Consider the following 24,326-nt stretch of genomic DNA (forward strand, 5'->3'; position numbering starts at 1 on the left):
TTGTCCAATTATATCAATTGCTTATTTAATATACTCAAGTTTTATTCTAATAGAATAGGCTATTATCCATTATAGATTCATTTTCATCATTATTTTTCAAAAATTCTTCTAAACTCTCGCCTATTATCTCTATACCCTTTTTTATATTTTCAACGCTTTCTCTTGCTATATTTATCCTAAAGAATCTATCATCTATTACATTATCATAGAAATATGTCCCCGGAAGTACTGACACACCTTTTTTATATATAAACTCTGTAAATTCTTTAGACTTGCAACCTCTTGGAAGTTCACAGAAGAAATTTATTCCTCCAGAGCAGTTTCTAACTCTTATTCTTCCCCTAAAAAATTTTTTAATACTTTCTTTTGCTACTCTGTACTTTTCATCGTATATTTTATCCATTTTTTCTATATGATTGTCCCAATCAAACTCTTCCATATAGCAAAGAAGAGAGCTTTGTATAAGTCCTGGAGTAGATATATCTGAAGAATATTTTGCCCAAAGTATGTTTTTCATAAGCTCTTGTGGTATATTTACTACCCCGATTCTAAGCCCTGGCATAAATATCTTTGAAAAACTCTTTATGTATATAACTCTATTATTTTCATCATAACTTTTTAAAGGCTTATTGTCCTCAGAATCAAATTTAAAATCGCTTATAAAATCATCTTCCAGTATATAAAAATCATACTCCTCAGCTAATTCTAACAATTTTTTCTTTTTATAAGTTGAATAAGAAATCCCTGTAGGATTTTGGAAATTAGGCATAACATACATAAGCTTAGGTTTTATTTTATCCAATTTTAGTTTTAATATTCCTATATCAATTCCATCATCCAGCAATGGTATAGATATTATTTTAGCACCTCTGCTTTTAAATACCTCTATTGCACCATTGTATGTAGGTTCTTCTACAAATACAATATCAGAATAATTTATAATACCTTTACATACAATGTCTATTCCCTGCTGAGCTCCTGATATAACTTGTAAATCATCTTTTGTAGTATTTATTCCATTTTTTATAAGATACTTAGAAATTCTATCTCTTAACCCTTCATTTCCAAGACCTTCATCGTATTCAAATATAGTTCCTTCATTTTTGCATAGTGCACTATTAACAGCTTTTTTAAAATCCTCTACTGGAAACATCTCATTTGATGGATTCCCATTATCAAAGTGAATAATATTCTTATTTTTCTTATCGTCTTTAGATCTATATTTTTTTATCTCAGCTGCAAAAGTTCCACTACCTACAATTTTATAAACATACCCTTCTTTTTCTAGAAGCTCATATACTTTTACAATTGTAGTATTATTTACACCTATATACTCTGATAGCTTTCTAATAGGCGGTAATTTTTCGTGTTCTTTTATTTTACCATCTATTATTAAATTTTTTATATGAGTATATATCCGTATATATTTTCTCCCCTGTATATTCTCTATATTTAAATAGTATTTTTCCATAATATACCACCCATTTAAAAATTTATTTATTATACAATAAAAAGCGCTGACTAGCAGCGCTTTTTATCAGTCCCGAAACACCGTCGGTATTGTAAATTCATACCCGAGATACTCCCAGGTGGGTGATTTGTTAATTGATTTTTGAAGTCCTCGATAAAATCAAGGCATATCATACTCACAATAAAACTCAATCTCCCGAATTTAAATTGTCGGTTGAATTTAGAAGTAACCTTCTCGAATGTCTCAGGATTTCTTACCTTTATTATATAATAATTGGCCAAATTTTTAAAGAGAAAATCAAAAATCCATAAAATTTATTTTTTTATTACACTTTCTCTTTCTTCTATTCTATGAGGAAGCTCTACTTTCTTTTCCTCAATTTCTTCTCCATTTATCATCTTTATAACCATTCTTATTGCAACGGCTCCCATATCGTATAATGGCTGATGAACTGTTGTAAGTTTAGGTCTATACATTTTTGCTATTTTAACATCATTAAATCCTGCCACAGATATATCATTTGGAACATCATATCCTTTATCAAAAGCAGCATTCATAGCTCCAACTGCAGCCTCATCTCCTGTAACGAATATAGCATCTGGAACTATTCCTTTTTCTAGTATATCCTTAGTAGACTCATATCCACTATTGTAGTCTACACCACCGTATCTAACTAATTCTTCATTGAATTCTATACCATTTTCTGATAATGCATCTTTGTATCCATCTAGTCTTTCTTTTTCTAATCTTGTATCCCCTGCACTAGTCATAACAAAAGCTATTTTTTTATGTCCCTGTAATATTAAGTGTTTTGTCATATCATAAGTTGCTTTCTGATTGTTTACACTTACTGTAGGTACATCATAATCTCTAGCTGTTTTACTTATATATGTTGTTGGAATTCCACAGTTTTCTATATATTCTATATGCTCTTTTGCTAAATCCCAACTTATCATTACCATACCTTCAATCTGTTTAGCTCTTAAAAGGTTTATACTTCTCATTTCTTCATTTTTATCTGAGTAAGTATTTGAAAGAAGAATATCGTAGTTATACATTCTTGCTATTTCTTCTATACCATTAAGGATTTCATTTACAAATGAATCTGATACCTCTGGTACAACAACACCTATTAACTGACTTTTTTTAGTAACTAAACTTCTTGCTAGTGGGTTTGGTACATACCCAGTTTCCTCTATTACATCAAGAACCTTTTTCTTTATCTCATCTGTTACAGGTTTAGAATTGTTTATTACTCTAGACACTGTAGATATAGAAACGCCGGCCTTCTTTGCTACATCCTTAATTGTAACTGTATTTTTCATATTTAAATTCCTCCTTTAGTTTATTAAATCTAATATAATACACCCCTAATTAACATCAATAATCAAATACGAACGCTTGTTAATATTCTTTCATAAATAAATATGATAATGTTTTTTATATCTATATATTAAAGCATAAATAAGACAAAAATGCTATATAAATTATATTTAATAGTTAATTTTTTAATTGATACACATTTGCACAGATTTATATTATCTATTATATCAAATATGTATTGAAATTTGTACCGTAATATATTAAACTACAATTAAAATAAGACTAACAAATTATTAGGAGGAAAACCATGTTTGAAAGAATAAAAGAAATAATAGCAGAACAGTTAGGACTTGATGATTTAGAAGACATAACAATGGACTCATCTCTTATAGACGATCTTGAAGCAGATTCATTAGATGCAGTTGAAATAATAATGGCTCTTGAAGATGAATACGACATAGAAATACCTGATGAAGAAGCAGAAAACTTCAAATCAATAGGAGATATATGCAGATACATAGAAGATAATCAGTAATCAAATCAATAGGAGATATATGCAGATACATAGAAGATAATCAGTAATCAAATAAAAAAAGAGATGCAAATTTTTTGCATCTCTTTTTTATTTATTTTTCTTCAAAGAAATTAACATTTTTTATAACTATATCTACTGTTCCGTCTTCATTTTTTCTTATACTGTATTTCATTGGATCTTCAAAATCAGTAAGATTACCCTTTATTTCAAATCCATTGTCAGTTTTTATATTTCTCTTTTTAAGTTTTTTCTCAACCCATTTTTTATCTACAGAGAAAGATTCATCTATTCCTTTTTCTTCCATTAATTCCTTGAATCCTTCTTTTAAATCCTCATCCTTTATAGCTCTCTCAGCAAATTCAGCCACGTCCACCTGCTGCTGTTCTTTTAGGGTATAATTTAAAATACTTCTAGCATCCTCAGCCTGTTTTATATCATTTGCAAGTGCATTTGTTATCCAGTTATCTGCAGATATTTTAAATACTTTTGTCTTGTGTTTATCGTCGTCTATTTTTTCTCCATTTATAAACTCTCCTATAAACTTAGACGGTATTCCGCTCTTTTCTGAATCCTTATCTAAAGCTCTGAACTGATACTCATCATTCATACTATTAACTCCGATAAGTGCTGCCTGCTTTATTCTCTGAGTTTCCTGTATTCCAACCTCATTAGATACTATCTGTATATTGAATTTTTCATCCACAAACTCTATTGAATGAGTATAAAGTTTTTTATAGTCTATTTTTATTATAGCTACGTTTTTTTCTTCCTTTACTGTATAAAGGCATACAGCTAAATCACAAGATTCTAAATCACTATTTACCTTCATCACATCAAATAAATATGCAGCTATTTCCTTTGAATTTTCTACAAATGTACTCTCATCGTATATAATCTGTTCACAACATTTTCTGATTGTATTTTCAGTATAGTTTTTAAAAACAGCTTTTCTTAAATCATCGTCTCTTGTTACTCTTTTTATCATTTTCTGGAAAAATCCTTCTACTTCCTGATTGACCTTTCCCTCAAAATCATTAAGAATCGGTACATCACTGTTTTTATCTAGCACATGTACAATAAATTTATGTATAATCAATGTATTATTCCTCCATCTTTAGTTTTTTTATAAGTTCTTTCATATCTTCTGGAATCTCAGCCTCAAACTCTAAATCTTCTCTAGTTCTAGGTTGTTTAAATTTCAAACTATATGCATGAAGTGCCTGTCTTTTTATAAGGCTTTCATCAACATATCCGTATAACTCATCTCCAATAATACCATAGCCTAAATGAGCTAGGTGTACCCTTATCTGATGAGTTCTTCCTGTTTCAAGCTTCAACTCTACAACAGTTGCATCATTTAATCTTTCAACTACTTTGTAATGAGTAATTGACCTTTGTCCTCTTTCATCAACAACTCTTTTTATAGAGTCGTCTGTAGGTCTATATATAGGTGCATCTATTGTACCCTCATATTCTTTCATAACTCCCTTTACAACTGCTATGTACTTTTTCTCAACTAAATTTTCACTCATATCTGTAGATAGTACATGGTGAGCGTAGGCATTTTTAGCTACTATAACTAAACCTGATGTATTCATATCAAGTCTATTTACAAATCTAACTTTTACCTTCTCGCCCTTTTTAATTATAAAATCTGTAACACCATTCGCAACTGTTCCATCAAAGTGGCTCTTTGTAGGGTGTACAACCATATATGGTGGTTTATCCACCATTATAATATCAAAATCATTGTATAATATTTTCATATCAAGATTTTGTGGCTCGAAGTTTGCCATATCTTCATTTATCTCAACTTCTATTAAATCACCTTTTTTAACTTCTAATGTCGGCTTTCTATACTCTCCATTTACGTTTACTGTTCTTTCTCTCTTCATTTTTGAAATAGATCTAACAGAGAATCCTAGCTTATCTAGTAAAATTTCCTTTAATACGCCATCTTCTTCTGCTGTGTAAGACATTAGATTGTACTTTTGTAGTTCTTTCTTAAACAAATTTATACCTATCCTTTCTAATTTTACAACTTTGTATAATTAATTTTCTTCATTCCAACTTTTGCATATATCAATCCATTTTACAAAGTTTGAAGAATATTTTTCTAGTTCGTCATTGGTCAACTCTATAGCAGAATTTCCACTTCCTGCTGCTGGAAATACAGTATCAAATCTTTTTAAAGATTCATCAAGGTATACTTTTACATTTTCATTCTCTAGTGCAAATGGACAAACTCCACCTACCATGTGTCCTGTAAATTCAACAGCCTCATCTGCTGAAAGCATTCTAGCTTTACAAGAAAATTCATGTCTAAATTTTTTATTATCTATTTTTGTGTCCCCAGCTGCAACAACTATTATAGCTTCTCCCTCTTCTTTTCCTCTAAAAGATAGAGTTTTAGCAACTCTTGCTGGTATTATCCCAACTGTTTCTGCTGCTAATTCTACTGTTGCACTAGACTCATCAAATTCCATAACATCATTTTCTCTTCCAAACTGCTCCATATATTTTCTTACTTTTTCGATTGACATAACTAAACACTCCTCATAAATTAATTTATTATACAATTTTAATTTAACTAACTGCACCTACACTCCAAACACCTTTGTTTTGCTCAACTGGTATTTTTAAAAATGTGAAAACAGGCACTTCCTCGGCAAAATTACCTTCATATTCCATTTTTGTAGAATCCAGTGCAAAATATTTTTTATCTAGTATTAATCCTTTTGGAACAATAAATTCAACATATCCGTCTGAATTTGGCTCTATTCCATTGAACATTATGTCTGCATTTAGCTTATTTCCAATATCCATACCTAAATAAAGTCTTGAACTATTCTTATATTCTCCATTTTCTTCTGGAATATTGTTTTCAAATTTTATCTTTGCTTTAGTTAAAAGGTATGTAAATTTACTGTTATTATAGACTTTAAACCTTATTTTTGTTCCCTCTTCTACAGTTTTTCTAGACTCAAACTCTACAATTACTTCATTTACATTTCTAGATTCATAGTCTTTTTTATCTATCATATCTCCATACGTAAACCTTACTAAAAATCCCGATATTAAACAGCACATCATTATAATAGATGATACTTTTATAAATTTATTCATATTATCAACCTACTTCAACCTTTATACTTTTTATTTAAGATATTTATTTTTCTTCATAACTTTTATAGATATTAACATAGACAGTATAAATATAAGTATACATGCTATACCTATAGATATCATATTTATATTTTCTACATTTACACCTGATACAATTCCTCTAAAAATTTGGTTAAATGCGTGTATTGTCTCATATCTAGATGTGTTTATACTAACCAAAGCTCCTGGATTATTTAATCTATAAACTTTTTCTGATAATGCATTTAAAAAAGAGCCAAATATTGTAAATATTGCTATTGCTAAAACACTTACAACTATCTTTGTTTTTTCATATCCATATCTAAAGAATATAGGCATAGCTATAGATAATATCATTAAGTTTATATCCATAGCAAATATAAAATCATTAAAAACAGTTCTTCTAAACATGCATATAGACAATAAATCGTGTAAAAATAGAGTTAAAATAGTTACCGCTATTGATGTAAAAGCACCTATAATATATCTAGCATAAACAGCATCCTCTAAATCTATAGGAATACTCCTTATAAATCTAAATGAGTTATTTTCATAATCAGAAGAAAATACGCCAATTATAATAAGATATGTTAAAATTACAGGTGTCGCATAATATGATATATCATTGCAGAACAGATACATTAAGATAAATATTAATACATACTTTATTATATTAAATCTTTCTGATTTTATGCAAACAATAAAATCCTTCTTAATTAGATTAAACATTAAGACCACCACCTTCTTGATAATAATGTATTAAATCCTCTATATCCGGATTTTTTATTTTGTGACAATCTGCACTTCTAAGAAGATTTCTTATATCATCACTTTCTCCTATATTTACAAGTGCCTCACTGTATCTTTTGTAGTGATCTATTCCTATTATATTATCCTTCATCAATGATAATGTCTCAGAATCGGATCTAATTACTCTAAAATCTCTTATTATATCTCTTTTCTTTAAATCAAACAGAACCTTTCCTCTATCTAAATATACTATTTGGTCATAAATTTCCTCTAATTCAGAAACATTGTGTGTTGATATTATTACACTTCCATTTTCTTCTTTTATGTATTCCTTAAATATCCTTATCAATTCTTTTCTTACAGATTTTTCCAGTCCATGTATAGGCTCATCTAGTATAAGAAGCTTTGCATGATGACTAAGTGCAGTACTTATCATTAATTTTTCACACTGACCTTTTGATAAATTTTTTATCTTTTCTTCTAAATCTAAATTAAACTCTTTAAAGTATTTATCAAATGTTTTTTCATCAAATCTTTTGTAAAACATAGATATTATCCTCTTGTAGTCTTTTAGTTTTAAATTGGGATAAAAATTAAGATTGTCAAAAACAAAACCTATATCATTCTTATATCCAACAGGGTCGTCTTCTATATTTTTACCATATAATTCTATTCTTCCTGAACTAGGCTTATAAAGTCCCATTATCAAGTTTATAATACTTGTTTTTCCTGAGCCATTATCTCCAATTATTCCCATTATTTTCCCTGCTTCTAGTCTTATATTTATATCATTCAGAGAAAAATTTTCAAACGCTTTTGAAATTCCTTCTATTTTTAGCAAATAATCACCTCATATAATAAATAGTCGTCTTTTATAATTTATAACTATTATTTAATTATATCACGTAATCAACATATAATGAAATCATATAAAACTTGAAATGTATATACTTGTTAAAAATTATGCTATAATACATATTATAAAGAGGTGAACTTATGAAAAAAAGGCTAATAACTATTAATTCTAATGATCTACCAAAATCGGTAGAAGCTAAAAAATTACTTAAAGAAAAATTTAAAGAGGCTGGCTTTGATGTTTCAGAAGAATTTTCTGATGATACAGAGCTTATAGTCTGTGTTGGGGGAGATGGCTCTTTTTTAAAAACTGTTAGAGATTTCGACTACCCTGAAGTTCCTATTGTCGGTATCAATACTGGGCATCTAGGATTTTTCCCAGAAATAGTGCCCGATAAAATAGATGAGTTTATAGAAAGCTATTTAAATGAAAATTACATGATTCAAGAAGTTCCGTTGCTGCGGGCAATGATTTGTACAAACAAAAGTTGTGTAAACTTCTTTGCTCTTAATGATGTAACTATTAAAGGTGATAAATCTAGAACTGTTCATTTAAAACTACTTGTAAACGGTAAAAAAGTAGAAAACTTCAGTGGAGACGGTATGATTATATGTTCTCAGACAGGATCTACTGCATATACATATTCAGCAGGTGGAAGTATTATAGACTGCAATATAGATGCTATACAGCTTACTCCTCTTTCACCTATAAATACAAATGCCTACAGAAGCTTTACATCTAGTATAATATTCTCAAAAGATACTGAGATAAGTATTATACCTGAGTATCGCTTTGAAGACTCAATACTTATAATAATAGACGGTGTTGAGCTTAGATTTAAACAAATTACAGATATAAATATCTGTACATCAGATGTTAAGCTAAAACTATTGAGACTTTCTGATTATGAATTTTGGGATAGAGTTTCAACAAAATTCTTATAAAATCTCAATTACATAGCAAAATATTATTTTAATGGAGGAAATTCAAATGAAAATAGGAATACTTAGCGACACTCATGGTAGTTCGCTTTATTTTGATAAGGCAATGGAGGCACTAGGAGAATGTGATTTATATCTTCATGCGGGAGATATACTTTATCATGGACCTAGAAATGATTTACCAGAAGGATATAATCCTAAAGCACTTACAGAATCATTAAACAATGTGGATTCTATAATATTTGCAAAAGGCAACTGTGAAGCAGATGTAGACCAGATGGTTCTAAATCATCCAATTCAGGGACCTTATGCACTAGTTCAGTTAGATGAATTTAGATTTGTTGTTAATCATGGATATGTTGGCTCAAAAGAAGAAATAATAGCAAATGCTAAAAATATGGGTGCAGACTTTTTAATATTAGGTCATACTCATGTTAAAGAGCTTTCTTTTGACGAAAATCTTATAATAATAAATCCAGGAAGTACTTCTATTCCTAAGGATGGTAGTAGATCTGTTGCAATAGTTGAAATAACTCCTGATGAAGATAACGACCATGAATTAAACATAGATATAAACTTCCACAACTTAGATACTGGGGAAATAATAGAAGAATTATAATTTTTTAATTTAAAAGGGTTGCTACAAAACTTGTAGCAACCCTAAATAATTTACGTATACATATGTATCTTAACTATTCTATTTTTCTCTACTTTTTCTATACAGAATTTAATATTTCCAATCTCAATTACTTCTTTTTCTTCAGGAAGTCTATCAAGATAACCTATCAAATATCCACCTATAGAATCAAATTCCTCTGTTTCTATTGCAGTACCGATAAGTTCATTAACTTCTGATATTCTAGTACTTCCGTCTACTATATACTCATCCTCTTTGATAACTACTATATCGTCCTCGTCTTCATCGTATTCGTCTTCTATATCCCCTACGATTACTTCAACTAAGTCCTCAACAGTTAAAAGTCCAGAAGTTCCACCATACTCATCAAGGACTATAGCTATCTGAGTCTTAGCTTTCTTCATATCTTCAAGAAGCTGAGTTATCTTTTTAAATTCGTAAGTGAAGAACGGATCTCTCATATAATTTTTTACAGAGAAGTATTCTTTTTCTTCATCGCTTAGGAATATCATATCTTTTATGTTTATTATACCGATTATATCATCGACAGAATCTTCATATACAGGAAGTCTACTTAATTTTTCTTCTCTGAATACTTCGATTATTTCTTCATAAGAATCATCGACTTCAACAGTTACCATATCCATTCTCTGGACCATAGCATCTTTAGCCTGCATATCACCGAATTCGAATACGTTGTTTATTATTTCTCTTTCTTCAACCTCAAGAACACCTTCTTCATGGCTTACATTTACCATAGTTTTTAGTTCTTCTTCAGTTATAAACGCATTCTTTTCGTCTGTTTTTACACCGATTATTCTAAACATAAATTTAGTAAATATATTAAATACCCATACTATTGGTGATAGTATTGTTATTGTCATTTTTATTGGCTTTGAAACCAGTAGAGCAACCTTTTCTGAGTTGTTTGCTGCTATTGATTTAGGTGTTATTTCCCCAAATATAAGGATTATAATAGTCATAATCGCAGTAGCTGCTGCAACACCATTTGCTCCAAATTTAGCTGTTAATAATGCAGTTGATATAGATGTAGCTGCTATATTAACAACGTTGTTTCCTACTAATATAGAATTTAATAATTTATTAGGACTTTCTATTAAAGATGCCACTAAATCAGCATTCTTTACCCCCTCGTCCTGCATATATCTCATTCTTATTTTACTTAATGACATTAGAGAAGTCTCTGATGCCGAGAAAAACGCCGATCCCATAATAAGGATGACTAACCCGATAATCTGAATCCAACTTTCGAGCGATTCCAAAATTTACCACACTCCTATTTAACTTTTCTATCATTTTTCTTTTAAATTGTATATTTATTTTCCATTATATCATAACTTAAGATACTTTTGTAAAATTATTAAACTATTTAAATGTTAACTTTCAGATATATTAACAAACAACATATATACATTAAAATCGAATATAATTAAGTTTTTATAAAAAAGGAATATCGCGAAATATTCACTAGAAATAAATTAATATTATTTGTAATTTATTTATTAAAACGATATATATTATAAAAAAGCAGAATCTGCTAATCACCATGCGCCAATCTGCAAGCAACTCGTAAGCATGCTACATATATACTTAAAATCGAATATAATTAAGTTTTTATAAAAAAAGGAATATCGCGAAATCTACAAGGACAATCTGCAAAGCTTTGTGAACACCTTTAAAAAGCAACGCTTTTTTAATAGTACACAAAGCTTGAAGCCTGGAGTGTAGATTCGCGTATTCCTTTTTGAACTTAACTATATTCGATTTTAACCTTTGATCCTTCACCAATTTCCCCAGCTGTTACGACTAGTTTTACTGGTACTCTATTTTTTAATTCTTCAACATGTGATATTATTCCTATACTTAAATTAGAACTGTGTAATTTTTCCAATGATTCCATTACAGTATCCAATAATTCAACATCTAGTGAGCCAAATCCCTCGTCTAGGAAGAAGAATTCAAGTGGTGCATTTCCCTTCATCTGTATCTGAGATGACAGTGCAAGTGCAAGAGATAGAGATGTTAGGAATGTTTCCCCACCAGAAAGTGTATCTACTCCCCTTCTCTCTCCTCCATTAAAATTATCTCTCATTACAAATTCTAGTGCATCGTTTATTTCAAGAGCATATCTTCCATTAGTTATTGTAGAAAGTCGTTTTGATGCCTCAAGTGCAATATATTTTAAGTGATTTGTCGCTACATATTCAACGAATTTATTTCCTTGAATTATTCTATCAATCTCATCCAACAGTCTATAATCATTTGAAACCTCATCAAACTCTGCTTTTATTTTTTTCTTCTTTTCAAGGTCTTTTTTCATAGCTGTTATCCTGTCAAATAGGACAGCATTATTTTTTTCAAGCTCACCTATTTCATCTTTTAATAGAACAATTTCCTCATTTAATCCGTCAAACTCTTCCTCTTTCACTTTTCTACCGTCCAACTTCTTCTCTAAATCGTCTATTTTAAAGTCTAAGTTTTTTCTACCCTCATCGTAGTCAGATATTTCTTTTCTCATTATTTCAATATCTACAGCAGGCATGACAAATTTCTTTACAGTATATGCACTATCAAATCTATACTTAGCAAGCATATCCTTTAACACATTTTTGTAGTATCCAAGCTGCTCTTCTGTTGTATTACATTCTCCCTGTACCTTACTTCTAAGAGAATCCTTATCTTCTCTTGCTTTGCTCTTTTCATCAAAGTCCTTTTTAAGTTCTAAATAATTGCTATTTATTTTATTTATTTCTTGCTCAGTTTTTTCAAGAAGTTCTTTAGGATTCTTTCCTTTAGTTATTCTCTGTATTTCGTCATTTTTTTCTGAGTATTGCTTTTTATTACCTTCAAAATCTTTTTCTATTGAAGAAACTTCTACTTCTATAGAATGAATATTTGTTTTATAATCATCAAATGTTTTGTCTATATTAGCCTTAATACTTCTAAATTCAGCTAATTCCTTTTCAACTTTTTCTGATTCTATTTCATTTGCATTTATTTCTTCAACTTTTGAGAATATATCATCTACCTTAGTTATTCTTTTTATAGATACAATCTCTAATTCTAGCTTATCTTTTTTATTTTTTAACTCAGATACCTTTTCTGACAGAGACAATTTACGTTTCATTATTCCCTTTAATAACTCTTCTATTCTGGCAAATTCTTTATCATTTCTAGAATGGTCTTCTTTATATCTTCTTAAATCTTCATTTAATCTATTTTTTTCATTATTCCAATCTGATATAGCTCTTTTTTCTGCCTCAAGATTTCTAGTTTCAGAGTCGTATTTCTTAGAAAGTTCTAATGAATTTCTTTCTCCTATCTCTGTTTTTTTCTTATTTATAGCCTCAGTTTTTATCTTTTCTTCAGATAAATAACCACTTCTCTTTATTTTTAATGAGTCTAGTCTTTCAATTTCTGTTCTTTCATTTTCCTTTTCTTTATTTAAAATACCTTCATAATATTCTATTCTATCATCGTAATTAGTGCTATCTGTCCTTATATGGTCTAATGAACCACAAACTGGACAAGGCTTACCATCCTCAAGTTCTTTTCTTATATCAGATACTCTATTTAAATATTTAAATTCATCTATATTTTTCTTTACAGTATCTATATCTTTTCTTACTTTAGAAACCCTATCCTCTGAAGTCGATATTTCTCTGCTTATTCTATGTCTTTTTTCTAAGCAGTCATTTAGTTCATTTTGAAGCTTATCTCTTTCTTCTTCTAACTGCTTTAATCCTCTAAGTTCTGAGCGCATTTCTGTAACATATTCAGTTTTTTTAGTTATTTCTTCATTGCTAAGAGGTGCATTTTTAGACATTATAGTCAATCTATTTTCTATTTCTTCTATTCTTTCATTTACAGAATCTCTATCTCTGCCTACTAGTTTTAATGCTATGTTATTTTCATTGTATTCAGATTCACATTTTTGTAAATCCAATTCATTTTTTTCTAATTCTTTTTTTACTTCATTTAATTCTTTTATATATGCATATCCTTTTTCTATATTTTGACGATATGCAGCAGGTACATTTATTTCTGATAATCTATTTTCACTATCTTTTATTTTACCAGCGTAAAGAGTTTGTTGAGCCTTTATATCCTCTATATTTTTTATAAGCTCTTTTTTCTGAGCTTCTAATTTATCTACCTTATTTTTTAATAAACTTAATTTTTCTTTTAATTCTTCTGTTTCCTCTGATAAACTTATAGCCCTCTCTAATTTTACCTTTTCTTCGCTCAGTCTAGGTATTGTATCGTCTTTTTTTCTTTCTATCTCAGCAAATCTAGCTCTTGATATTTCTAAATCCTTTTTTATAAACCTAATCTCATCCTCAATAACCTTTAATTGATTCTTAGACTCTTCAAACTGCTTTTGAAGTTTTTCAACATTGTCTATATAAGGATCTATCATATTAGCATTTTCTGCCCTAGACATTTTCTTTCTTTTTTCTTCTATTTCTTCTTTTTTATCCTCATAAACTTTTAGAAGATTTTTAGCATCGTTGTATTGCTTTTGATTTTCGTATACTACCTTATCTACCTCGTATTTTTCTACTTTTTCTTTATGTAGTCTAGTTTTTACTCTACAAGTTTCTTTATCTTCTTCTAATTGTTTTATCATCTCATCATATTTTTCATCGCTTACCTCTTCATAATGAGATAATGATACTTGTAGCATATCAACTTTATTTTTTGTTTTATTCTTTCTATTTCTTACACTTTCTATTAATTTTTTTCCGTATTTTTCTAGGTTGAATATTCTTTCTAGCATGTTTCTTCTATCTATTCCACCTAGTTTTAAGAAGTCGTTAAACTTATCCTGTGGAAGTACTACAGACTTAGTGAAGTCATTTGCTGTTAGTCCAATTATTTTTATTATAGTTTCATTCACTTCATTTACCTTATCTGCAAGTACATTTTCACTTCCATCTCCTAGCTTTTCAATAACTCTAGCATAAGATGTTTTTATTCCACCAGATTTGCTTCTAACTATATGTCTATCCACAACATATCTTCTTGAACCTATTTCAAACTCATAGTTTATTTCTGCTTTTTCAGATAAACTATTTATATATTCCTTAGTGTTTCTAGCAATACTCCCATATAGAGAAAGTGTTATAGCATCTAAAATTGTAGACTTTCCACTACCAGTTTTTCCAAATATTCCAAAAAGGCCTCTTTCCGTTAATTGTTCAAAATCTATAGTCTGTTTATTGACATAACTATTAAGACCTTTTATTTCCAATTTTATCGGCCTCATGCCTATTCTTCTCCCCCTTCTTCACCAGCAATTTTCATAAACATATCCATTACATCTCCTTTTGGATCTACACCTTTATTAAAAGTGTAGAAGTCTCTGAATAATTCAGCCATAGATTTAGTTTTTAAATCTACAGTTTTTTCTTCCTGTTGATATGTTATTACAGGCTTAATTTCTATAATATCTGCTAGATTTTTCTTCATAGCTTTTATATCTTCTTGACTTATTACTTCATCTGTCTTTATTTCAAAATAAGACCACATGCTTCTTCCCCGATTTTGTTCACATATATCTAATGCTTCATGAACTCCTCTGCACTTGAATAATTCTATAGGCTTGTAGTTATTAAACATTATATCTTCAAGTTTAGGCTTTTCATTTGGATGTATTTCTACAAGTTTTGCACCTTTTGCATATATTCTCTCGCTTTTACTATACTGAATTGGAGATCCTGAATAATAAGAACATCCAAGCTCCGATGCTTTCTGTGGCTTATGAAGATGTCCTAATGCAACATAATTTGCTTTATCTGGTAAATCCTTTCTCTCAACTAAAAGACTTCCCCCTAATTGTATAGGTCTTTCAGAGTCAGAGCTCTCTCCGCCTACAACAAAAAGATGTGATACGGCTATATTTATACTATCCTCTTCAAAATCTTCCTGTAATTCTTTAAATATCTGACCTATTTTTTGAGAGTAAGTCTTTTGTCTATCCTCATCTGTTTCAGCTTCAAATGCATCATTTAATCTTTTTTCACTTGGATATGGAAGAGTTAGTACATTTACTTTTTCTCCATTTATTATTAATTTTGTCATACCTTCTTTTGATTCTATTATCTCAAATCCTTCAAATTTTCCAGTTGATGTTTTGCTTAAAGGATTTCCAAATAATAGTATTCCCTGTTCAAATGCAAGTGGAGATGCCGCCTCTATTCTTTCTGGGCTATCGTGATTCCCCGCAATCACAACTACACATCTTTTTCCATTTGCTGCTATTTTAGATACAGTAGAGTAGAATAATTTTTCTGCTTCTGCAGATGGATTTGATGTATCGTATATGTCTCCAGCTATTACAACCATATCTACATTATTTTCTTCTACTATCTTAACAAAATCCGAGCAAAACATTCTCTGCTCTTCTATTCTCGAATGACCTTCTAAGTTTTTACCTAGATGCCAATCAGATGTATGAATAAATCTCATAATTCCCCTCCCTTTCAAATCATTATTTTCCAACTAGCTAAAAAATAGCCTATGTATCTATTCTAACAGATTCATCTACACCAAATAAATATATATACTGTTCTTTTACTTTTTTATCTGTTATTTCTTCAATTACTTTTGCATAAACCTCAAGCTGCTTTCTATATCTATCCACAACTTCTTCTCTATTTTCTTCATTTATAAAGTCTGTTTTATAATCTAAAAGTACAATTTCTCCATTTTCTTCAAAGTAAGCATCAATTATTCCTCTTAGCATTATACTTTCGTCGTAATCTATCCCCTCTTTTGCAAATAAATCTTTCATATTAATTTCTGTGTAGAATGCCTTTTCTCTTCCAACAAAGTCTGCATTTTTCATTCTATTTCCAAGTTCTGATTTAAAGAATTTATAAATCTTAAATGGATTGACTACATCAGCTTCTTTCTGAGTTATTATTTCCTTTTGGACAAATTCTTCAATTTGATTTTTTATTTCATCTATTGTATTTACTCTGTCCATATTTATTATCTGCATAACTAGATGAACAACACTACCTTTATGTGTAGGACTTAGTTTCTCATCTTTATTTTCTTGAATAAATTTAGGTCTTTTTATTTCCGTTTTTTTATTATCTTTACTCAATTCAATTTCATTAATATCTATTTCAAGATTATCTTCTTTAATTTCAGGATTTTCAATATCAATATTTCCTATATCCTCAACAAATAGATTCTCCTTTGTTTCAAGTGCTACTCTATCCTCTTCTTCTCTTTCAAGATTCCAAAGTCTCTTTATCTCAGTAACAGATATACTTCCAGATTTTTCTACACTCTTTTGATATGGGTATTTAAAATCTAACCTATTTCTTACTATTTCACTGTAGTCAACTTCTCTACTACTTGTAAGCTCTTCTCTTAAAATATCAGCTAAATTTATTTCCTCTTCATCCTCATTTGTAAGTGTATAATCTTCTCTCTTATGAATTTTAAATTTCCACTCAGAATCATCTTTCTTTTCAAGAATATTATAATCAAGTGGCTGTATTCCTCTTGCATCTTTGTGGGCTATTGCAACAGACATTATCCAATCTAAAAATGATGCCGATTTTAAAAGATTGTACTTATCTATTTTATTATTCTTTGTCATTTTTTGAGAATTAACCGCCCATTTTTGTAAATTCTTTTCAACATCATTTACAGCACCTGTTATTATCAGTTTTTCCTTTGCCCTAGTAAATGCAACGTATAAAACCCTCATTTCCTCTGAAAGCATCTCAACTGTCATCTGCTTTTTCATAGCCTCTTTCATCATTGAAGGGTATGATAATCTAGTTTCTAAGTTTACAACCTGTGGGCCATATCCAAGTTCGTGGTGATATAGAATTCCTCTATTCATATCCATTTTATTGAATCTTTTACCCATTCCACCGCAAATTACTATTGGGAATTCTAGACCCTTACTTTTGTGAATACTCATTATTCTAACAACATCTGCGTTTTCTGATAAGGTCTTAGCCTCTCCCATATCACTATCTGCTTTTTTCAATTTTTCAACAAAGTTTATAAAGTTGAATATCCCTTTAAAACTAGTATCTTCAAATTGTTTAGCTCTTTCAAATAATATTCTTAAGTTAGCCTGTCTTTGCTTACCGGCTGGTAAAATAGCTGCATAGGCGTAATATCCTGTTTCATTGTATAAATACCAAAGCAATTCATCTGTACTTAAATAAGAAGATCTCTTTTGATAATCCTCTAGCCTATCTAAAAAGTCTCTAACTTTTTTATTATCGCAATCATCAAAGCTTGCATATATTTTCATAGCCTCATAAAATGATACGTTTCTATCCACTATTCTTATATCTATAAGCTCTTCTGGAGTAAAGTTATAAATTGGAGATTTTAAAACTGCAAGTAAAGGTATATCCTGCATAGGGTTATCTATTACTTTTAATAGAGATACTATTGTTTTTATTTCAATAGTATCAAAATATCCTGTTCCAGTATCTGCATAAACCGGAATATCCATATTTGTAAATTCTTCTGTAAGCACATTTGCCCAATTTGATGTAGCTCTAAGAAGTATTACTATATCCTTATATTTAGCTTGTCTATATCTCTTTTCTTCCTTGTCGTAAACCATCTGTATCTTTCCATCAGAATTTTTTCCTACAATTTCTTTAATTATCTTTCCTATTGCCCTAGCTTCAATCTGGATATTATCTAAATCCTCTTCTTCCTCAAGCTGCTCATCAGTTAAATCCTTATTCGCCTTTTTTTCAATTATATGGACATCGCAACTTCCTCCGACTATCGCATTTTCTTCATTACATTCTTCAAAAATTGCTCCAGGATTTAATTTTTCTTCATCATTATATTCTATTTCTCCAAGCTCTTTACTCATTATATTTTCGAATATAAAATTGACAGCATCTAATACATTTTTTCTACTTCTAAAGTTTTTGTATAGCATTATTTTTCTTCCATCTTTATCTTTTTCTGTAGAATATGTTTCATATTTATACAGGAATATTTCAGGTTTAGCCTGTCTAAATCTATAGATACTCTGCTTAACATCTCCAACCATAAATCTATTAGGCATCTCTTTATTTGCAACACTGCTCAAAATAGCCTCTTGAACTAGGTTACTATCCTGATATTCATCTACAAATATTTCTTTAAATTCTTCACTATATCTTTTAGCTATATCTGAAGGAATTTGGTTTCCATTTTCATCTTTATCCACTAATATCTCTAATGCAAAGTGTTCAATATCACTAAAATCAATTATTCCTCTATCTCTTTTAGCTTCTTCAAATTTCTTCCAAAACTCTAAAACAACATCTGATATAGCTCTCACTATAGGGTATGACATATCTATTTCCTTTTTAATATCTTTTGAATATCTATTTTTGTACATCTCTGCAACTTTTTTCATACTATCTATAGCTTCTTTTCTATAATCTGTAGCAATATCCCAAGCTTCTTTCATTTCTTCTGGATCATCTTTTTTAATCCTTTTGCCTTTTCTATAATCCTCAGGGTAAAACTCTCCTATAGCCTTTATAAAATCATCCCATCCTCTATCAAGACTATCGTAAACTACATCAATTCTTTCTGATTCTGTTATTATCTTTTGTATATTTTCTATCTGTCCTAAATATGGATGAACAGTAGCTAGAGCTTTTTCCATATTTCCTACTATATCCTCTATCTCTGTTTTTACAGAATTTATTATTATTCTTCCCCATTTAGAAGCTATAAAATCAAAATCATCTCCAACTAAGAATGCCTCTGCTGAGTCATTTAGCCATTTTTCAGGATTTGGGAATGACATTGCAAAGTTATATATAGACATAATTAAACTTTGAACTTGATTATCTCCATTTCTTTCTGCAAAACTATCTATTAATTTTAAAAATCTTTTTCCCTTTTCTGAGTTTTCATCTCCAAGATATCCTTGCTCATATAGCTCTTCAAATACCTCATCTATAGCTTCTTGTGCTATAAGCTGACATTCTGTAGTATCACCAATTCTAAAGTTTGGATCTAATGTTAAAAGGTGTATGTTATTTTTTATAACATCAAGACAGAAAGAGTGTATTGTAGTTATATTTGCTCTATTTAAGAATAAAATCTGCTTTTGAAGATGCTCATTTGAAGGGTCATTTTCTAAAGCTTTAGATATAGCATCTCCTATTCTCTCTCTCATCTCAGATGCTGCAGCATTTGTAAAGGTAACAACCAATAATTTATCTATATCTACTTTGTCATCTGTATCTAATATCATACTTATAATTCTCTCAACTAAAACAGCCGTTTTTCCCGAACCAGCTGCAGCAGATACTAGTAAATTTCCATTTCTATGGTCTATTACCTCTTGCTGTTCTTTAGTCCATTTTGTACTTCCACTACTTCACATCTCCTTCCATCATTTTTATAATATCATCGCTTGTTCTATTAGGTATAACCTTATAGCAATTATTTTTAAGTGCTGTGTCAAACTGACAAATAGATGAATAACTACAGAACCGACAAGAATCTTTATCTTTAGATTTTTTAGGCTCTATTTTTATATTTCCGCTCATCATATCTGTGCATAAATCTTTTATAGATTTTTTTATGTACGCTCTTATAGTTTCAAATTGTTCATCTGTAACTCCAGATGTAGACTTTGAAACACTTCCATCTTTTTTATTTCTAGCCGCCTTAATTATTTTAGACTTACCTCCAGGCAATTCAAGGGCCTTATCCATATACGAAAGTATATCAATATCCTTTATAAGCATTCCATTCATTTTAAACGACTCTATAATCCGCTGTTTAACCTCTTCATCGTCTACAAGTGTACTTCTAGATATTATAGGATTGTCCATTCTGCTGTATAACATCGCTGCAGGTTTTATCGGTACATTGTCTGGTATTTCTCCACCTTCTAAAATTGCATCCATATATACAAGTAGTTGTAACTGAAGTCCATAATATACATCGTTTAAATTTATATCATTTTTGCCCCATTTGTAATCTACTATTCTTATAAACTCTTTATTTTCTTCGTTTATATATTTGTCTATTCTATCAATCTTACCTATTAGTTCTATTCTTTCATTTTCCTTATATTCTACCTCTATTGAAGGGTACTTCCGCTTTTTACCAAATTCAACTTCATAATCATCTGGCTCAAATCTTCCCCGCTTAATCTGATCTGCTATTATTCTCAGAGAAACTGTTATAAGTACTTTTAATCTATGAGCAAGGTATTTATATTTTGGAGAACTCTCAAGTATAAATCCAGGTATTTTAGCTATTAGTTCATCTACCATTTCTGATACTCTAAGCTCTATGTACTTATCATCTACCTCATGCCAGGTAATTCCGTCTTTGTGCATAGTTTTAGAATAATTTTCTATTACCTTGTGTACAAAACTTCCTACATCAGGTGCAGTAAATAGATACTCTTTTCTATCTTTTGCCTTCATTCCATATTCTATAAAATATGCAAATGGACAACTTGCGTATTTTTCCAATCTCGATACACTTATTGTCTTTGAATTGTAAAGCTCTTTTATCTTATCCTCGTCAACATATTCAAATTGATTTGTAAAATCTATTCCTTCAACAATTCTTTTAGTTATATCATTATACCTATCATCATTTAAATAGTATTCGTATGTATCCTTCCAAATATCAGATATTCCATTTTCAAAATCTTTATCCGCAGCTTCTTTTATTTTATCTACCATTGTATTGAATGTAGGTATTTTAGAATTCACTTCTTTTAAGTCCTCTTCCTCATATACTCCTTCTAAGAAATAACTTTTTATATCTACATTCTTAAATAATTTTTTTATTCTAGATATTATTATAGAAGCTCTCTGTGTTTTTCCTTCGCTATCAGCAATAGGGTAGCTTACAGTAAGTCTGTCAGATGTAGTGGTTATAGCCTTATAAACTAAAAATTGCTCTTCAAAGACTCTTTTTCTACTGTCTTTATCTAGTTCTACATCTATATCCGATAATTTTCCTCTATCTGAGTCAGAAAGAAGTCCATTTTCTTTTGAAGGCATTGGAAATACTCCATCTACAGTGCCTATCAAATACAAGTGCTTAGTATTTGGATTGTTCATTCTGTCTACTTCAGTAACTGTTACTTGGTCTATGCTAGGCGGTATAGTCTTTAACTCGTACTCATCAAGTGCAATATTTACAATTCTTATAAATCTTTCTAGAGAAATTTTTTCATCTCCCATAATTTCTACAAGTTGGTCTAATAAATCAGACACCATATTCCAAACCTGGGAATATCTAGCTGCAGATTCTAACATTCCTTTTTCTCTAAGTGTTTCTATTGTATCTTCTATCTTTTCAAATATATTTATATCCTCTAAAAACTCGTATAGATACTTACAAATATCCTCAACAGTGTTTCTCTTTTTAGAAGATAGCTTTTCATCAAACTTTTTAATAGGCTCTATTACCCTATTTTTTATATCGTTAATTCTTTTCTTAGTTTCTAATTCTTCTTCACTTTCCTCATATTCATAAAAAGAATTTGGTAGTCTATATTCCCAAACATCTTCAAACCATTTATTTCCAGAAATTCCGTTTGCTATTACATAATTTTCAAGTAGGCTTATCTCATCCTCTGTAAAATCTAAAAGTCCACTTTTTAAATATCTAAACATTGTCTCATATCCGTATCTTCTCTTTTTCATCTCAAGTACAGATACAATCATTGTTATTATAGGATTATTCTTAGCCTCAGATTTTTTATTAATATAGAATGGAATTTTATACTCAGAGAATATAGATTTTATAAGTGATTCATAAGAATCTATACTTCTTGCAGCAATTGTTATATCCTTGTATCTGTATCTTCCATCTATTATATCGTTGGCTATTTCCTTTGCTACTTCTTCAACCTCATTGTATAGGTTTGAATATTCTCTTATTCTTATTTTCTCTGTTTTCTTTTGATAAATTCTATACGGATATGAGTTGTAATATCTTTCAAGATGTTGTAATTCCTCATTTCCTCTAAATCTCTTTATCTCCTCATTGCAAAGATTTACATCTTTTTCTACTTTTATACCCTCTTTTTCGCATATATCCTTAATTCTATTGTATGTGTTTCTAGTACTTGCAAAGTAGTCCGCATATCCTGTTTTAAATGGAGAGTCCATTATAAATAAAAATGTAGTGATCTTAGCTTTTTTCATAAGTTCTTTTAAAAGTTCATACTGATTTGGTGTGAAACTAGTATATCCATCTACATATAGATCCATATCATCTAAAAAACTACACTCAGATATTTTTTCTGTAAGCATAACTACTCTATCATGCATGTCTACATAATCTTCATGTAATTTTTTCTCAAATTCTCTATAAATCTTGGCTATGTCTTTTAATTTCATAACCAAATTTTCTGGAAGGATTTCTCCGCTTTCTCCTATAATTTCATCAAGTCTATCTGGAGTTATCATAAACTGTTTGAGCTCTGAAATCATATCCGAAATAGTTGTTGTAAATCCAGGCTGTGTATATGATTTTGAGAATAAATCAAGTTCGTTTGAAACAGCCTCTATTGAATTATGTGTAATTATTGCCTTTCCCGCAGCATTTATTCCTACTTTTGATAAATTTCCACAATATGAAAATACTAAATCAGATAAAGTCTTTAAACCCATAGGTCTAACTCTCATATATCTATCCTTAGCCCCAGATGCAAACATATTACTTACTCTTTTTTCCATTTCATAAGTATACTGCTCTGGAAGTAATATTATTATTGGAGATTTTTCATCTTCTGATATAGCCTTTTGCTTGATTTCATTTAGCATATATTCAGTTTTTCCGCATCCACTTCTGCCTAGTATAAATCTAACTCCCATATTTCTCCTCCTAATATTATTAGTAATTCTCCTCAATTTCCTCGTACACTGCTTCATCTACACTGTTTCTATTGCATAACATATTAAATTCGCAGTACTTACAAGACTTTAAATTTTTCTCATTAAAGTTTGATTTTTTTATCTCTTTTATAAGTCCCTCTATTTTTATTTTGTCTTTTTCAAATTTCTCTTCGCTGTATGTCAGCTCTATTGGCTCTGTGTAGTACTCAGGTTGATAGTAGTACATTTTTACTCTGGCCTTTTCCACGCCATTTCCGTATATTTTAGGTATTGCCTCGTAAGCAATTGCCATATATACAATACTCTGCATCCTATTTTCTAAATCGTTGTAATTTAGCTTTCTATTCTCTGTTTTCCAATCCCAGACATCAATACAAAGCTGATTATTTTCTCTATATATAACAGCTAAGTCGTATTTTGCAGTCAATCTACTTTCTTCATCTATTTTTATAGAAAGTCCGTACTCTGGTAAATATTCTCTATCTTCGTAAATAGGTACTGCCTTTTTTACTTTTTCTAACCACTTATCAAATTTCTCATATTCTTTACTCCCTGTAAACTTGCCTACAGGTATTCCAGAAAAATATCTTTCACACATTAAATGAAATTCTCTACCGTATTTCATACTTCTGTAATATTCTTCATCGTCTTCTTTTTTCCAGTTTAGCCCTTGTATATACTTATACCCGAATTTTTTAGGGCAACTTCTAAATGTATTTAATGCATTCTGGCTAAATTCAAATCCAGAAAAATCCATTTTATTCACCT

At 29.7% G+C, this 24,326-nt stretch carries 16 protein-coding genes, 1 other RNA gene and 1 pseudogene; 3 read left to right on the forward strand and 15 right to left on the reverse strand.

Annotated features, from left to right (window positions below; all coding sequences use genetic code 11):
• Window positions 1–46 precede the first annotated feature (46 nt).
• The 3 genes from ACK2WO_RS11495 to ACK2WO_RS11505 form a co-directional block, all read right to left on the reverse strand.
• Window positions 47–1,471 (reverse strand): PLP-dependent aminotransferase family protein, encoded by a 1,425-nt coding sequence (locus ACK2WO_RS11495; RefSeq protein ID WP_414697939.1) that lies wholly within the window; start codon window positions 1,469–1,471, stop codon window positions 47–49.
• Window positions 1,472–1,536: 65 nt separating this feature from the next.
• Window positions 1,537–1,724: non-coding RNA, 6S RNA (gene ssrS, locus ACK2WO_RS11500), on the reverse strand.
• A gap of 61 nt (window positions 1,725–1,785) precedes the next feature.
• Window positions 1,786–2,796 carry a LacI family DNA-binding transcriptional regulator gene (locus ACK2WO_RS11505; RefSeq protein WP_414697940.1) on the reverse strand — a complete coding sequence of 337 codons (1,011 nt, stop codon included), beginning with the start codon at window positions 2,794–2,796 and terminating at the stop codon, window positions 1,786–1,788.
• 305 nt (window positions 2,797–3,101) lie between these two features.
• Between ACK2WO_RS11505 and acpP the strand changes: the two genes are divergently transcribed.
• Complete coding sequence (gene acpP / locus ACK2WO_RS11510) at window positions 3,102–3,329, forward strand: acyl carrier protein (RefSeq protein WP_178412576.1); 228 nt, start codon at window positions 3,102–3,104, stop codon at window positions 3,327–3,329.
• A gap of 91 nt (window positions 3,330–3,420) precedes the next feature.
• Here the strand turns inward: acpP and ACK2WO_RS11515 are convergent, their stop codons facing one another.
• The 6 genes from ACK2WO_RS11515 to ACK2WO_RS11540 are packed head-to-tail and all read right to left on the reverse strand — an operon-like array spanning window position 3,421 to window position 8,064.
• On the reverse strand, window positions 3,421–4,425 hold the full coding sequence (locus tag ACK2WO_RS11515; protein WP_178412575.1) for a nucleoid-associated protein: 1,005 nt from the start codon (window positions 4,423–4,425) through the stop codon (window positions 3,421–3,423).
• Window positions 4,426–4,429: 4 nt separating this feature from the next.
• Entirely contained in the window at window positions 4,430–5,341 is a 912-nt protein-coding gene (locus tag ACK2WO_RS11520; RefSeq protein WP_414697941.1) for an RluA family pseudouridine synthase, read from the reverse strand.
• A gap of 39 nt (window positions 5,342–5,380) precedes the next feature.
• Window positions 5,381–5,872: a YbaK/EbsC family protein gene (locus ACK2WO_RS11525; RefSeq protein ID WP_178412573.1), complete on the reverse strand. Its 492-nt coding sequence runs from the start codon at window positions 5,870–5,872 to the stop codon at window positions 5,381–5,383.
• A gap of 43 nt (window positions 5,873–5,915) precedes the next feature.
• Window positions 5,916–6,455 (reverse strand): hypothetical protein, encoded by a 540-nt coding sequence (locus tag ACK2WO_RS11530; protein WP_178412572.1) that lies wholly within the window; start codon window positions 6,453–6,455, stop codon window positions 5,916–5,918.
• 30 nt (window positions 6,456–6,485) lie between these two features.
• Window positions 6,486–7,202 (reverse strand): ABC-2 transporter permease, encoded by a 717-nt coding sequence (locus ACK2WO_RS11535; protein WP_414697942.1) that lies wholly within the window; start codon window positions 7,200–7,202, stop codon window positions 6,486–6,488.
• Window positions 7,195–8,064, reverse strand: a complete 870-nt coding sequence (locus tag ACK2WO_RS11540; protein ID WP_414697943.1) for an ABC transporter ATP-binding protein — start codon at window positions 8,062–8,064, stop codon at window positions 7,195–7,197. The genes ACK2WO_RS11535 and ACK2WO_RS11540 overlap by 8 nt, the downstream gene beginning before the upstream one ends.
• A 155-nt stretch (window positions 8,065–8,219) precedes the next feature.
• On the opposite strand from ACK2WO_RS11540, the gene ACK2WO_RS11545 reads away from it, so the two are divergent.
• A complete protein-coding gene (locus tag ACK2WO_RS11545) occupies window positions 8,220–9,023 on the forward strand; it encodes an NAD(+)/NADH kinase (RefSeq protein ID WP_414697944.1) in 804 nt (267 codons plus the stop codon).
• A gap of 46 nt (window positions 9,024–9,069) precedes the next feature.
• The gene (yfcE, locus tag ACK2WO_RS11550; RefSeq protein WP_414697945.1) at window positions 9,070–9,639 is read left to right on the forward strand and encodes a phosphodiesterase; all 570 of its coding nucleotides are present in this window, start codon (window positions 9,070–9,072) and stop codon (window positions 9,637–9,639) included.
• Window positions 9,640–9,689: 50 nt separating this feature from the next.
• Here yfcE and ACK2WO_RS11555 read toward each other — a convergent pair whose 3' ends face one another.
• The 6 genes and pseudogenes from ACK2WO_RS11555 to ACK2WO_RS11580 all read right to left on the reverse strand — a co-directional run bounded on the left by ACK2WO_RS11555 (window position 9,690) and on the right by ACK2WO_RS11580 (window position 24,315).
• Entirely contained in the window at window positions 9,690–10,943 is a 1,254-nt protein-coding gene (locus tag ACK2WO_RS11555; protein ID WP_414698752.1) for an HlyC/CorC family transporter, read from the reverse strand.
• Window positions 10,944–11,428: 485 nt separating this feature from the next.
• Window positions 11,429–14,947 (reverse strand): SbcC/MukB-like Walker B domain-containing protein, encoded by a 3,519-nt coding sequence (locus ACK2WO_RS11560; protein WP_414697946.1) that lies wholly within the window; start codon window positions 14,945–14,947, stop codon window positions 11,429–11,431.
• A gap of 2 nt (window positions 14,948–14,949) precedes the next feature.
• Complete coding sequence (locus ACK2WO_RS11565; protein WP_414697947.1) at window positions 14,950–16,149, reverse strand: exonuclease SbcCD subunit D; 1,200 nt, start codon at window positions 16,147–16,149, stop codon at window positions 14,950–14,952.
• Between the two features lie 49 nt (window positions 16,150–16,198).
• Window positions 16,199–20,035: pseudogene (addA, locus tag ACK2WO_RS11570) on the reverse strand (helicase-exonuclease AddAB subunit AddA); the annotation flags it as partial.
• Between the two features lie 22 nt (window positions 20,036–20,057).
• The gene (gene addB / locus ACK2WO_RS11575) at window positions 20,058–23,537 is read right to left on the reverse strand and encodes a helicase-exonuclease AddAB subunit AddB (RefSeq protein WP_414697948.1); all 3,480 of its coding nucleotides are present in this window, start codon (window positions 23,535–23,537) and stop codon (window positions 20,058–20,060) included.
• Between the two features lie 19 nt (window positions 23,538–23,556).
• Complete coding sequence (locus ACK2WO_RS11580) at window positions 23,557–24,315, reverse strand: PD-(D/E)XK nuclease family protein (RefSeq protein WP_414697949.1); 759 nt, start codon at window positions 24,313–24,315, stop codon at window positions 23,557–23,559.
• Between the last annotated feature and the right edge of the window lie 11 nt (window positions 24,316–24,326).

Origin of the sequence: Peptacetobacter sp. AB845 (assembly GCF_047528295.1) — a bacterium.
Classification (GTDB): Bacteria; Bacillota; Clostridia; order Peptostreptococcales; family Peptostreptococcaceae; genus Peptacetobacter.